The following is a 12,568-nucleotide window of genomic DNA, read 5'->3' as shown; positions in this document are numbered from 1 at the left end:
TCAGCACGCCTCAGGGAGAAGCCCAACATGGCAGGCAGAGCTGCCCCAACCGCCCGCCGCACTCGGCTTGGTACCGAGCTGCGCAAGATGCGCGAGCACGCCGGGATGACCACCACGCAAGCAGCCAGCCTCCTGGGGACCAGCTCGGGCCAATTGAGCAACATCGAAGTAGCCCGGTTCGGCGTGAGCGCAGATCGCATCCGCGTCATGGCCCGCATCTACTCCTGCACGGACCCCGCTCTGACCGAGGCGCTTGCAGAGATGACGGGAGATCGCAAACGGGGCTGGTGGGAGGAGTACCGCGAGATCCTGCCGCCCAGACTCCTCGACCTCGCCGAGATCGAGCACTACGGCACCCATTTGCACGCCGCACACAGCATGCATGTTCCCGGGTTGCTCCAGACCGTCGACTACGCACGCGAGATCTTCCGCCAAGCCGTTCCCGAGATGTCACCGCCCGAAATCGAGCACCGCATCTCGTTCCGCGTCAAGCGCCAGACGGTGCTGTACAGAGACGACGCCGTCCCGTACCGCGCGGTCATTCACGAGGCGGCCCTCAGGATGAAGTTCGGCGGCCCGAATGTGACCCGCGCCCAGTTGCGACACCTGGTCGAGATGTGCGACCGCCCTCGTGTGACGATCCGCGTGATTCCGTTCGACGCGGGCTCCTACCCCGGGTCCGGACAGTCGGTGTACTTCGTCAGCGGCTCGGTTCCAGCCCTCGACACGGCGCAGTTGGACCAGTCCCACGGTCCGGTCTTCATCGACTCCGAGGCCCAACTGGCGCAATACCGAATGCTGCTGGAGCGCTTGGAAGCAACCGCACTCTCTCCCACCGAATCGCAGAACCTCATCCAAGACCTCGGGCAAAGCCTGTGAAGGGACTCAAGATGGCCCCCATCGTCTGGCAGAAGTCGTCCTACTGCGCCCAAGGCGAGGCCTGTGTCCATGTCGCCGCCACGGCCCAGAAGTCGTCCTACTGCCAAGAGGGCGACGCCTGCGTCCATGTCGCCGCCACCGCGCAGAAGTCGTCCTACTGCGCCCAAGGCGAATCCTGCGTCCACATATCCGCCGCCCACGCCCCCTCCCCCGCCACCATCCACCTCACCGAATCCGCCGACCCCACCGGCGCCGTCCTCTCCGCCACCCCCGCCGCCTTCGCGGCGCTGCTCGCCTCGGTCAGTCGGTGAGGTCGGCGACGACCGCCGCGTGGTCCGACGGCCACACCCCGTCGACGGGACCGTCGCCCGCCCGCCGCACCGCCCGTACCCGGCCCGGCGTGCCGGGGACGGCGCCGACGTGGACGTAGTCGATGCGGGCGCTCGGTGAGCCGCCGCGCGCGACGTACGGGTTGGCGGCGTCCCAGGTGGCCGAGGGGGCGGCCGGGTCGGCGTACTCCCAGGCGTCGAGGAAGACCTGGCCCGGCACCACCGGCGCCGTCAGGTGGCCGCCGAAGAGGCGGACCTCGTCGGAGTCGGGCCGGGCGTTGAAGTCACCGGTGACGATCGGCGGGAAGGGGGTGGAGCCGCGGTGCCGGGCGACGAACTCGGCGAGGGCGGTCACCTGGTCGCGACGGACGGCCGAGGCGTGGAGCTGTGAGGTGAGGTGGGCGGTGAAGAAGGGGATGTCGTGGGCCGGGGCGGCCAGCCGGGCGTAGAGGGCCGGGCGGCCGTCGTCCAGGTCGGCGGGGGCGGGCAGCGGGAGGACCGCCGTCTCCGCCACCGGCCACCGGCTCAGCACCGCGTTGCCGACGTCCACCGGCGCGCCCCCTATCCGCCGCCGCCAGCGCTCGGGGGCGTGGGACGGGGCCCAGGCCCAGTGCAGGCCCAGTTCGCCGGCGAGCCACTCGGCGAGGTTCTCGCCGTCGGCGGCCCACACCTCCTGGAGGCCCACCACGTCGGGGCGCAGGTCGCGCAGGGTGGTGAGGATGGCCTTCTGCCGGTCCTCCCAGGGCCCGAAGCGCCACCACAGGTTCCAGGTCACGACCCGCATCCCCACCACCCGTTCTCGTCACGCGCGTCGTCCACCATTGAAGCAACCGCTGGTGTCCGCGGGGTGAATGAGACGTGCGGGTCTCAGTAGCGCTGGGCCTTGGCGACGACGGCGGTCAGCTGCGGCTCGGGGGGTTTGCGGCTGATGGCGAGGGGGTGGGCCCGGTCGCCGGGTGCGAGGTCCTCGGCGCCGACGTAGCGGGTCTCGACGACCTTGCCGTCGGAGTCGCGGAAGTCGACCTGGACGGCGTAGGAGGCGGCGTCGTCCGTGCTGTTGGTGATGTTCACGACGACGGCGAGCAGGCCGCCCGTCTCGGACCGCGGCTTGCCGGTGAGCGACACGTCGGCGGTGGCGTTGCCCTTGCCCGCGACGTCCTTCAGTTCCTGCTGGGCGGCGGCGTTGGCGCGGGCGACCTCCGCCGACACCGACGCCTCGAACGCCGAGGCCCGCGCGGAGGCCGAGGAGGCCGCGGCCGAGGCCGCCGCGCGGGCGGACTCCTTGACGGACGCGCCGAGCGAGGCGAGCGCGGAGGGCACCGCGCCGGAGAAGGAGACGGTGTCGGCCCCCGTGGGCGTCGGGGTGAACGTGGCGCCGCCGCCGTCGCCGCCGCCCGTACCGCACGAGACGAGCGCCACCGCGCCCGCGCAGCCCAGGGCCAGCCCGGCGAACGCGGCGGCGGCCCCCCGGGCGCGGGCGCGGGCCGTGGCTCGTCGCGGTGGTCTCTTCGCATCCGACGCGTCGGCGCTCATGCCACGAAATCCCTTCCATGAGGTTTTTGCACCTCTTGTCCGCATAACGAGTACATCGTGCACGGCATACGGCAGGAGGGCCAGTCCGACCCCACCGCCCCCCAGAAGGCCCTCACCTGTTCAAGCACCCAGGACGCGTGCCACCGACGTCCCGGGACAACACGCCTAGGCCGCGTCCCGCCAGATGGTCAGGTCTCCTTGGAGGAAGGCGATGTCCGGTACGGCGGTCGACTTCGTCTGGATGACGTACAGCCCGACGTTGCCCTCGGTGTCCTTCATGCAGATCTCGGTGCCGGCCGCCGCCGCAGCCAGCGGCCAGCTGTGGCTCTCGGCACTCTTCAGCATGAGAAGGCACTCATCGAGGGTGGTGCCGCGCGTCCCGAACATCTGAACGAACACGGTGCCGTCTCCGTTCAGTTCGCAGCCGGTCGACTCGCAACCGAAGCGGATGTCACCCTTGCGGTTCTTCAGCGTCGGCTCGGAGCTGTCGAGACTCAGCGAGTTCTTCGCGTCCAGCATCACCAGGGGAAACCCCTCCGGCCGCGGTACCTGCGGCGAGTCCGACGGTGACGCCGCGTCCCCAGAGGAGCCGTCACCGGCTTGGACCTCCGACGAATCCGAGGAGGGGCCCGACGACGATCCCGGCGCGGATGCCGACGACCGTGCGGCCGGTTCCGAGGCGGACGGCCCGGAGCCGGCCGTGTCCCGGTCGCCCAGCCGGTCCTTCGCGTCCATGAGCGACCATGCCAGCGCCGCCACGAGCAACGCGCCTCCCGACACACCGGCGGCCGCGATCAGCGCCGTGCGCCGCCTGCGAGCCCTGCGCTCATCCGGCGTCGGCTGCGGCCGCCCGAACTGCGGCCGCGGGTGCACCGGGGCGGGCGCGGGCACCGGCGGCCGCGGGTGCACCGGGGTCGGTTCGGGTACCGGCGCCGGGACCACGATCTCCGACCCGGTGACCTCCCGCCACACGGCAGGCCCCCCACCTCCGTCGGTGTCCGCCCCCAGCCTCTGCCGGCACCACTGCACGACCTCCGCCGGCGTGGCCCGCTCCGCCGGGTCGGCGGCCAGGCACCGGGCGAACAGCGGCCGCAGCGACGCCGGCAGCAGGGACAGTTCGGGTTCGGAGTGCACGATCCGGTACAGCACGTTGACGGCCGGACCGTCGCCGTAGAGCGGCCTGCCCAACGCCGCGAACGCCGCCGTCTGGCCGAGCGCGAAGACATCGGTCGCCGCCGTCACCTCACCTCCGGACGCCTGCTCCGGGGCCATGAAGGAGGGCGTGCCGATGGTGCCCCCCGTCCCCGTGTACGACGTTCCGTCGGCGGCGAGCGCGATACCGAAGTCGATCACCCGTGGACCGTCGGCGGCCAGCAGCACGTTCGACGGCTTCAGGTCCCGGTGCACGATGCCCTCGGCGTGGACCGCCTGCAACGCCTCGGCCACCCCCGCCATCAGCCACAGCACCGCGGGCACCGGCAGCGGCCCGCCCCGGGCCACCGCCTCCGTCAGCGACGGCCCCGGCACGTACAGCGTGGCCAGCCACGGTGGTACGCCGTCCGCGTCCGCGTCGATCAGCTCGGCGGTGTACGCCCCGCGGACCCGTCGAGCCGCCGTGATCTCCCGGCCGAACCGCCGCCGGAAGCTCGGGTCGTCGGCCAGCTCCGGCCGCACGACTTTGATCGCCACGGGACGGCCGCCCTGCGTGTGCGACAGATACACCCGGCCCATGCCACCGGCCCCCAGCCGCGCGGCAAGTCGGTAGCCCGCCACCACGGGCGGGTCGTCGGCCTGGAGTGGCTGGAAAACCTCCGTCGCATGGCTCATCGGCCCGGTACCCCCCACGGTGATGTCGACCAACGCCAGCAGCCTACTGACCTTGGCGTTATGGCGTCCGGGGCTTCGTCGGCCCCGGCGCGCCGAGAGTCCCGGCCGCCGCCCTCGCGCGGACGTGTGCGGAGAGCGTGTGCGCGGTGTGTGTCTCCCGCGTGCCGCCTTGTGATCGGCGTCTCGCACGGCTGACGGTTCCCGCACGGACAGGGCAAACTGACCCCCGTTGGTCAGGATGCCTAGGGAGCCCCGATGGACGACCGTGTACCGCGCGTGCCGGAGCAGAGGCGTCCCGGCTTCTCCGAGAAGCCGGCGGCGTTGCGCTTCGACGTGCTCGGCCCGGTGCGCGCCCGGCGCGGCGAGGAGCCGCTGGCCACCGGGTCCCCTCAGCAACGCGCCCTGCTCGCCGCCCTGTTGCTGCGCGAGGGCCGTACGGCGACGGCCGCCGAACTGATCGACGCGCTGTGGGGCGAGGACCCCCCGTCGCAGGCGCTGGCGGCGGTGCGGACGTACGCCTCCCGGCTGCGGAAGGTGCTGGACCCGGGCGTGCTGGTGAGCGAGTCGGGCGGGTACGCGGTGCGCGGGCTCGGGGAGGGCGTCCTGGACCTGACGGTGGCGCAGGAGTGCGCGGCCGAGGCCGAGAAGGCGCGGGCCGCCGGCGACCTGGACCACGCCCGGCAGCTGCTGAACCGGGCGCTGGCGCTGTGGGACGGCGAGGCGCTGGCGGGCGTGCCCGGCCCGTACGCGGAGGCGCAGCGCGTCCGGCTGGAGGAGTGGCGGCTGCAACTCCTGGAGACGCGGCTGGAGATGGACCTGGAGCAGGGCTGCCACGCGGAGGCGGTCTCCGAGCTGACGGCGCTCACGGCGGCGCACCCGCTGCGCGAGCGGTTCCGTGAGCTGCTGATGCTGGCGCTGTACCGCAGCGGCCGGCAGGCGGAGGCGCTGGCGGTGTACGCGGACACCCGGCGGCTGCTGGCGGAGGAGCTGGGGGTGGATCCGCGGCCGGGGCTGCGCGACCTCCAGCGCCGGATCCTCCAGGCCGACCCGGACCTCGCGGAGCCGTCGGCACCGGCGGCCGAGGCGCAGTCCACCCCGGCACGCCCGGCACAACTCCCGGCGACCGTACCGGACTTCACCGGTCGGGCGTCCTTCGTGACCGAGCTCAGCGAGGTGCTGGCCGGGGCGTCGGGCGACGGCGGGGACACCGGCCGGGTGATGGCCGTGTCGGCGCTGGCCGGTATCGGGGGCGTCGGCAAGACGACCCTGGCGGTGCACGTGGCCCACCAGGCCCGCACGGCCTTCCCGGACGGGCAGCTGTACGTCGACCTCCAGGGCGCGGGCGCCCGGCCGGCGGAACCCGAGACGGTCCTCGGCTCCTTCCTGCGCGCCCTGGGCACCGCGGACTCGGCCATCCCGGACTCCCTGGAGGAACGGGCGGCCCTGTACCGCTCGGTGCTGGACGGCAGACGGGTCCTGGTGCTGCTGGACAACGCGAAGGACGCCGCGCAGGTACGTCCGCTGCTGCCCGGGACGGCGGGGTGCGCGGCGCTGGTCACGTCCCGGGTGCGGATGGTGGACCTGGCCGGGGCGCACCCGGTCGACCTGGACGTGATGTCCCCGGACGAGGCGTTGCAGCTGTTCACCCGGATCGTGGGCGAGGAGCGGGTGGCGGCGGAACGGGAGGCGGCCCTCGACGTGGTGGCGGCCTGCGGTTTCCTCCCGCTCGCCATCCGCATCGCGGCCTCCCGGCTCGCCGCCCGCCGCACCTGGACGGTGTCGGTCCTGGCGGCGAAGCTCGGCGACGAACGCCGGCGGCTGGACGAACTCCAGGCGGGCGACCTGGCCGTGAAGGCGACCTTCGAGCTCGGCTACAGCCAGCTGGAGCCCGCCCAGGCGCGCGCGTTCCGCCTGCTGGGCCTGGCGGACGGCCCCGACATCTCCCTGGCCGCCGCCGCGGCCGTACTGGACCTGCCGCCGGAGGACACCGAGGACCTGCTGGAGTCCCTGGTCGACACCTCCCTGCTGGAGTCGGCGGCCCCGGGCCGGTACCGCTTCCACGACCTGGTCCGGCTCTACGCGCGCGCGTGCGCGGAACGGGACGAGTGGCCGCCGAGCGAGCGGGAGGCGGCGCTGTCCCGGCTGCTGGACTTCTACCTGGCGACGGCGGCGGGCGTCTACGCGATCGAACGTCCCGGGGACCGGCTGGTGGATCACCTGGCGACGCCGGTGTACCCAGGCCTGACCTTCCAGGACCGGCGCCGGGCGCAGGACTGGCTGTACGCGGAAGCGGTGTCGCTGCTGGCCTGTGTCCGCCAGTCCGCTGCGTCGGGGCTGCTCGGGCGGGCCGTCGACGCGCTGTGGGCGGCCGTCGACCTGGCCGAGTCCGGCACCAACTCCAAGGCGTACGAGGGGGTCGCCTCGGCCCTGCGCGCGGCGGCGCGGGAGGGCGGGGACCCGCGCGCGGAGGCCCGGGCGCTGATCACGCTCGCCTACGCCCACAGCGTCACCGGCCGGTTCGACCTGGCCGACGAGGAGGCGTCCCGCGCCCGCGAGCTGACCAGCGCCGCCACCGACCCGCTGGCCAGTTGCTGGTCGTCCAACGTCCTCGGCGTGATCGCGCTCTACCGGAGCCGCCACGACGACGGCGAGGCCCACCTCACGCACGCGATCGAGAGCTTCCGCGCCTGCGACGACCGCCCGGGTGAGGCGAGCGCCCTGTGCAACCTCTCCCGCATCCACCTCGCCACCGGCCGGACCGACAGCGCGGTCTCCCTGGCGCGGCAGGGCACGGAGATGTACGACGCCATGGGGCACGCCCTCAAGGGCGCCAACGGGCGGTACGCGCTGGGTCTCGCCCTCACCCAGCACGGCAGGCTGCCCGAGGCGGCCGCGCGCCTTCAGGAGGCACTGAAGGTGTTCCGGGACAGCCGCCAGCGCCTGTGGGAGGGCATGTCCCTGTTCCGGCTCGCGGAGGTCGACCTCGCCGCGGGACGTCCGGCGCAGGCCGCGTCGAGCGCCGAAACCGCCCTCACCGTCCTGCGCGGCATCGGCGGCGACTGGCGCCGGGCCAACGTGCTGCTCGTCCTCGGCCACGCCCTGAGCGGCATCGGGCAGCCCGGGCGGGCCCAGGTGTGCTGGCGCGAGGCCCTGGAGTCGTTCGAGGCGCTGGGAGCGCCCGAGGCCGACTCCGTCCGCGCCCTGCTGAAGCCGCTCGCCATGGCGTGAGCGCGGTGACACGGCCCCGCGCGCGGTGAGGCGGTGAGGCGGTGAGGCGGTGACACGGTCCCGCGTGCGGTGAGGGCGGGGCACCCGACCGAACGTTCATCGTTCGTTTATCGCCGCCCGGCAGGCTTGTCGTGTCGTTCCGTCGCGTCGGGGGGCAGACGGGGCGACCTGGGCCGTTGCACTACGGTGAGCGGTCACCACCACCTGTCCGGCGGCCCGCGGGGGAGCCGCCGGACAGGTGATCATTTCAGGGCACCCGAACTGTCAGGGGAGGCACTCGCCATGAGCGACGCCATCGGCACCGAGAACATCCACGCCACGGACGCCGCGGCCACGGCCGTGGAGACGAAGAACATCCACGCGACGAGCGAGCCGCTCGTCGCCGCGAACCCGGTCGAGGCGGCCGCCGGAACCGCGGAGCCCGCCGAGACCGCGGCGACCGCGGCGACCGCCAAGACCGCGGAGACCACCGAGACCGGCACGGACAACATCCACGCCACGGGCGAGCCGGTCTGACCCGGACCTCACCGGAACGGGTATCGGCCGCGGCGGCGCGGAGGGGAGCCGCCGCGGCCGACGTGTGTCCGGAGTCCGTGGGCCCGGTTTCCGGCCGGGCGGCCGGTCAGCCGGTCAGGCCTCCGGCCGGGCGGCCGGTCAGCCGGTCAGGCCTTCGGCTGGGCGGTCGGTTCGGTCTCGCAGCGGTCGGGGGCCTCGCCCGCCGCGTCGGCGTCGAACGCCACCCGGACACTCTTCGTGCCGTGCGCCGGCACGGTCACGGTCGGCTGGGCGGCGTCGAGCATCGATTCGTACGCGTCCAGGAAGTACACGTTGACCGCGAAGTCGTACGGGACGTCGTTCGGGTTGGTGACCTCGACGGTGGCGTACGGCTGGTCCGCCGTCGCGCAGCTCACCAGTTCCACCGTGGCCGGCTCCGAGGTGGTCACCGAGGAGGAGCCGGAGCCGCCCGTGTCGGCGGTGTCGTCGTCCTCGTCGTCCTTGTCGTAGTCGCGGTAGCCGCTCGAACCGGACGACGTCGTTCCGCCGCCGCTCGACGACGAGTCGTCGTGGTCCTGGCTTGAGCTGCTGCACCCGCCCCCGCCGCCGTCCGAGTCGCTGTGGCTGCTGCCGCCGTGACCGCGTCCGGTGGAGAACCCGGTCAGCGCCAGCACCACCAGTGCGGCCACGGCGGTGAGCCTGAACCCGCGTCCTCGTGTGTGTCCCCGTTGATTCATGATCGCCACTTTAGGCAACTTCTGTCACGGTCATGTCACCAGAGGTCGACCGGCGGGCGCCCGGCGGGCCTCCTGCCACAGCGGGGCGGCCCGTACGGCGGTGTCACGCCGTGCGGGCCGTCCCCGTCCCCTTCTCCGCGTCCAGCGCGTACACGCACCGGTCCTTGCTGCACGCGTACACCACCCCGTCCCGGACCACCGGGGAGCCGGTGATCTCGCCGCCGGTCGCCAGCTTCCAGCGGAGCCGGCCGTCGTCGGCCTTCAGGGTGTACAGCAGGTGGTCGGTGGAGCCGAAGTGGATACGGCCCTCGGCGACCGCGGGCGCGCCCACGATGTCGCCGCCCGCCTGGAAACGCCACTTGGGCGTGCCCGTGACCGCGTCCAGGGTGTAGAGGCCCTTGCCGCTGCCGACGTGGACGTGGCCCGCGGCGACCAGCACCGGGTCGACCGAGGAGCGGGCCTCGGTGGCGATGCGCCAGCGGTCGCGGCCGTCGGTGGCGTCGAGGGCGTAGACCGTGCCGAGGTAGTCGGCGAGGTAGATGCCGCCGCCCGTGACGGCGGGGCCGGGCACGAAGGCGGGCGGGGAGAGGAAGACCGCCGGGGCCTCGAAGTGCCAGCGCACCATGCCGCTCGCCACGTCCACGGCGAGCACGCGGGTGCCGGCGGAGATGTAGGCGCAGCCGTCGGGCGCGGAGGTGACACGGACCGGGACGCCGCCGCAGGAGGCCGCGTCGCCGATCGGGTACGACCAGCGCTCCTCGCCCGTGCGGGCGTCCAGGGCACGCAGCCGGGCGTCCTGCCAGACGTAGACCGTGCCGTCGTGCAGGGCGGGACCGGCCTCCGGGGACTCGAAGTCGGTCTGGCAGCCGGTGACCTCCCACAGCTTCTGGCCGGTGGAGGCCTCCCAGCCCTGGACGCCACCGCCGCGGGTGCCGGTGACGACCGTGCCCCGCTCCGCCTTGAGGCAGTACACCCAGGCGTCCGTGGGCAGCCGCCACAGGTCGGTGCCCTCGCGGGCGTCCAGCGCGAAGAGGGTCGGGCCGTCGGAGGCGTGGACGCGGCCGTCCGCGACCGCCATCGACCAGGCCACGTCCCGCGTCTTGAAGCGGCGGCGGCCGGTGGCCACGTCGAGGGCGTGCACCTCGAAGGAGGTGACGTAGACGAGGTCGCCGTCGACGGCCGGGGTGCCCCAGACGTCGTTCGACATGCGGAACCGCCAGGGCCGCCAGCCGGGCGGGCTCTCCGGGGGCGCCGGCGGGGCGGCCGGGGCGGCGGTCTGGTCGGCGCCGTTGACGCCGGGGCGCGGCCGGGACCAGGAGGCGACCAGACCGGGCTCGGGCACGGGCGCCTTGACGGCGGCGGTGGCGCGGACGTCGGCGACGACCGGGCCGGGGCCGATCGGGACGGCCGCCCCGGCCAGCCGTACCGGGCCGGTGTCGGGGGCGCCGACCGCGACCGGCGCGGGCGCCGGGACGACGGGGTCGTGCGAGGGCGGGGGCGGTACCGCCGGGCGGGCCGGGGCGCCGCCGCCGCGGCCCGCGGCGGGCGCGGCGGGCTTGGCGGGCGGGCGGCCGCCGCGGCGGGTCTCGATGAGGGCGACCGCCTTCTCGGGCAGCCACGCCGACGCCGTACCGCTGTCGTCGGAGCCGGAGCCGAAGAGGTGGGGGGCGAGCTGGGCCTGGAGGTCGGCGGGGCTGGGGCGGCCCGCGGCCTCCATCTGCATGCAGGAGTCGATGAGCGGGCGCAGTTCGTCGGGCAGGCCCGCCAGGTCCGGGCCCTCGCGCAGCAGCATGAAGACCGTCTCGACCGGGTTGGCGCCGTGGAACGGGGGATGGCCGGTGGCGGCGAAGACCAGGGTGGAGCCGAGGGAGAACACATCGCTGGCGCCGGTGACGCTGCGCGAGTCCTTGGCCTGCTCCGGGGACATGTAGGCGGGGGTGCCGACGGCGACGTTCGTCATCGTCAGCCGGGTGTTCGACACACCGGAGGCGATACCGAAGTCGATCACCCGGGGGCCGTCCTCGACGACCAGCACGTTGGACGGCTTCAGGTCGCGGTGGACGAGCCCGGCGCCGTGGATGGACTGGAGGGCCTCCGCGACGCCCGCGGCCAGCCAGCGCACCGCCTGGGCCGGGAGCGGCCCGCACTCGTTCACTATCTCCTCGAGCGAGGGCGCGGGCACGTACGCGGTGGCCAGCCACGGCACGGCGGCCCGCGGGTCGGCGTCGACGACCGCGGCCGTGTAGAAGCCGGAGACCGCCCGCGCCGCCTCCACCTCGCGCGTGAAGCGCACGCGGAAGAGCTGGTCCTCGGCGAGCTCGGTGCGGACCGTCTTGATCGCCACGCGCCGGCCCGAGGCCGAGCGCGCCAGATAGACCAGCCCCATGCCGCCGGCCCCCAGCCGTCCCAGCACCTCGAACGGCCCGATCCGCCGCGGATCGTGCTGCGTCAGCTGATCCACCACTTGCCTGCCACCTCCCCGTACGAGCCGCGCCACCCACATGTGTACGCGACCGAAGTGCAGCGTCTCACCACCGCACCGCCATGGCGGCACGCACCCCGATTCTTCCTGGCCGGGCCACCGGTTGCGAACCCGCGGACAATCGGGGTGTCTCCTTTCATATACCGGCAAAGAGCGCGGTTGTCCCGGCGAACGCGACGCTTGTACCGGCCAACGACAGCGGCCGACGGCGCCGGCCGCGGCGCGGCTCAGCGCTGGAGCAGTGCGAACGACGCCCCCTGATTGTCGGTGACGACGGCCACCGTTCCGTAGGAGGCGGTGAACGGGCCCGCCTGTACGCGCCCGCCGAGCCGGCTCACCGCACCGAGCGCCGCCTCGCAGTCCTCCACGCCGAAGTGGACGAGGAAGTGGGGCGGCATGACCTCCGGGAAGACGTCGGAGACCGGCGCCCGGCCGAAGTCGGGGTCGGCTCCGGGGCCGAACAGGGCGTCGTGGAAGAGGTGGCCGTAGAAGGTGTTCACGGTGTCGGTGTCGCGGGCGTAGAGCTGCGCCCAGGCGAAGGCGCCGGGCCGGTGGCGGACGCCGAAGCCCCGGTGGCCGCCCGGCTGCCAGAGACCGAAGACGGCGCCCTCGGGGTCGGTGGCGAGGGCGGCGGTGCCCAGGCCGCCGACCGGGAACGGCGCCGTGACGAGCTGCCCGCCGGCCGCCAGGATGCGGCGGGCCGTGGCCTCCGCGTCCGGGGTGGCGAAATACACCGTCCAGACGGTGGGCATCCGGCCGTCCGTCTTGGGGGCGAGCGCGGCGACCGGCTCGCCGTCCAGCCGGGCCCACACGGAGGCGCCGTCCATCGAATCGAACGTCCATCCGAAAAGCTCGCCGTAGAACCGGCGCCCCGCCTCCACGTCGGGGAGCTGCGCGTCCACCCAGCAGGGGACGCCCTCCGTGACTCCCTGTGCGCTCACCGATGCCCTGTTTTCGGCCATGCAGCCAAACTAACGGCGGTTCCCGCAACCCGCAGACCAGGCAAAGCCTCGCCCGCACCCCCTCGCACCCCATTTGCAGTCGGCCGAATCGCGCTC

Annotated in this window: 10 protein-coding genes; 4 read left to right on the top strand and 6 right to left on the bottom strand. The window is 73.8% G+C overall.

Annotated elements, in window-relative coordinates:
* The first annotated feature begins 27 nt into the window (after positions 1-27).
* Together ACFYWQ_RS32880 and ACFYWQ_RS32875 are read left to right on the top strand one after the other, a co-directional pair.
* Positions 28-879: a Scr1 family TA system antitoxin-like transcriptional regulator gene (locus ACFYWQ_RS32880; RefSeq protein ID WP_389521528.1), complete on the top strand. Its 852-nt coding sequence runs from the start codon at positions 28-30 to the stop codon at positions 877-879.
* A gap of 11 nt (positions 880-890) precedes the next feature.
* Positions 891-1,190, top strand: coding sequence for a DUF397 domain-containing protein (locus ACFYWQ_RS32875; protein WP_389521527.1), 300 nt, complete (start codon positions 891-893; stop codon positions 1,188-1,190).
* Here the strand turns inward: ACFYWQ_RS32875 and ACFYWQ_RS32870 are convergent.
* The 3 genes from ACFYWQ_RS32870 to ACFYWQ_RS32860 all read right to left on the bottom strand — a co-directional run bounded on the left by ACFYWQ_RS32870 (position 1,180) and on the right by ACFYWQ_RS32860 (position 4,568).
* Positions 1,180-1,992: an endonuclease/exonuclease/phosphatase family protein gene (locus tag ACFYWQ_RS32870; protein WP_389521525.1), complete on the bottom strand. Its 813-nt coding sequence runs from the start codon at positions 1,990-1,992 to the stop codon at positions 1,180-1,182. The genes ACFYWQ_RS32875 and ACFYWQ_RS32870 overlap by 11 nt on opposite strands.
* Before the next feature lie 83 nt (positions 1,993-2,075).
* Positions 2,076-2,741: a hypothetical protein gene (locus ACFYWQ_RS32865; RefSeq protein ID WP_389521524.1), complete on the bottom strand. Its 666-nt coding sequence runs from the start codon at positions 2,739-2,741 to the stop codon at positions 2,076-2,078.
* A 165-nt stretch (positions 2,742-2,906) separates the two neighbouring features.
* Positions 2,907-4,568: a serine/threonine-protein kinase gene (locus tag ACFYWQ_RS32860; protein ID WP_389521522.1), complete on the bottom strand. Its 1,662-nt coding sequence runs from the start codon at positions 4,566-4,568 to the stop codon at positions 2,907-2,909.
* Positions 4,569-4,823: 255 nt separating this feature from the next.
* Between ACFYWQ_RS32860 and ACFYWQ_RS32855 the strand changes: the two genes are divergently transcribed.
* Together ACFYWQ_RS32855 and ACFYWQ_RS32850 are read left to right on the top strand one after the other, a co-directional pair.
* A complete protein-coding gene (locus ACFYWQ_RS32855) occupies positions 4,824-7,796 on the top strand; it encodes a BTAD domain-containing putative transcriptional regulator (RefSeq protein WP_389521520.1) in 2,973 nt (990 codons plus the stop codon).
* A 282-nt stretch (positions 7,797-8,078) separates the two neighbouring features.
* Positions 8,079-8,312, top strand: coding sequence for a hypothetical protein (locus ACFYWQ_RS32850; RefSeq protein ID WP_389521518.1), 234 nt, complete (start codon positions 8,079-8,081; stop codon positions 8,310-8,312).
* 146 nt (positions 8,313-8,458) lie between these two features.
* On the opposite strand, the gene ACFYWQ_RS32845 is transcribed toward ACFYWQ_RS32850, so the two are convergent.
* The 3 genes from ACFYWQ_RS32845 to ACFYWQ_RS32835 form a co-directional block, all read right to left on the bottom strand.
* Positions 8,459-8,980, bottom strand: a complete 522-nt coding sequence (locus ACFYWQ_RS32845) for a hypothetical protein (protein WP_389521516.1) — start codon at positions 8,978-8,980, stop codon at positions 8,459-8,461.
* 151 nt (positions 8,981-9,131) lie between these two features.
* Positions 9,132-11,492 (bottom strand): PQQ-binding-like beta-propeller repeat protein, encoded by a 2,361-nt coding sequence (locus ACFYWQ_RS32840; protein WP_389521514.1) that lies wholly within the window; start codon positions 11,490-11,492, stop codon positions 9,132-9,134.
* Between the two features lie 245 nt (positions 11,493-11,737).
* Complete coding sequence (locus tag ACFYWQ_RS32835; protein WP_389521512.1) at positions 11,738-12,472, bottom strand: VOC family protein; 735 nt, start codon at positions 12,470-12,472, stop codon at positions 11,738-11,740.
* Positions 12,473-12,568: the final 96 nt, after the last annotated feature.

Source organism: Streptomyces sp. NPDC003247, from assembly GCF_042888135.1.
GTDB lineage: Bacteria > Actinomycetota > Actinomycetes > Streptomycetales > Streptomycetaceae > Streptomyces.
This window is presented reverse-complemented; position numbering and strand designations above follow the sequence as displayed.

Coding starts and splice junctions, on each gene's coding strand:
- ACFYWQ_RS32835 (WP_389521512.1), bottom strand. CDS start 12,472: ATGGCCGAAAACAGGGCATCGGTGAGCGCACAGGGAGTCACGGAGGGC.
- ACFYWQ_RS32875 (WP_389521527.1), top strand. CDS start 891: ATGGCCCCCATCGTCTGGCAGAAGTCGTCCTACTGCGCCCAAGGCGAG.
- ACFYWQ_RS32855 (WP_389521520.1), top strand. CDS start 4,824: ATGGACGACCGTGTACCGCGCGTGCCGGAGCAGAGGCGTCCCGGCTTC.
- ACFYWQ_RS32880 (WP_389521528.1), top strand. CDS start 28: ATGGCAGGCAGAGCTGCCCCAACCGCCCGCCGCACTCGGCTTGGTACC.
- ACFYWQ_RS32865 (WP_389521524.1), bottom strand. CDS start 2,741: ATGAGCGCCGACGCGTCGGATGCGAAGAGACCACCGCGACGAGCCACG.
- ACFYWQ_RS32850 (WP_389521518.1), top strand. CDS start 8,079: ATGAGCGACGCCATCGGCACCGAGAACATCCACGCCACGGACGCCGCG.
- ACFYWQ_RS32870 (WP_389521525.1), bottom strand. CDS start 1,992: ATGCGGGTCGTGACCTGGAACCTGTGGTGGCGCTTCGGGCCCTGGGAG.
- ACFYWQ_RS32860 (WP_389521522.1), bottom strand. CDS start 4,568: ATGAGCCATGCGACGGAGGTTTTCCAGCCACTCCAGGCCGACGACCCG.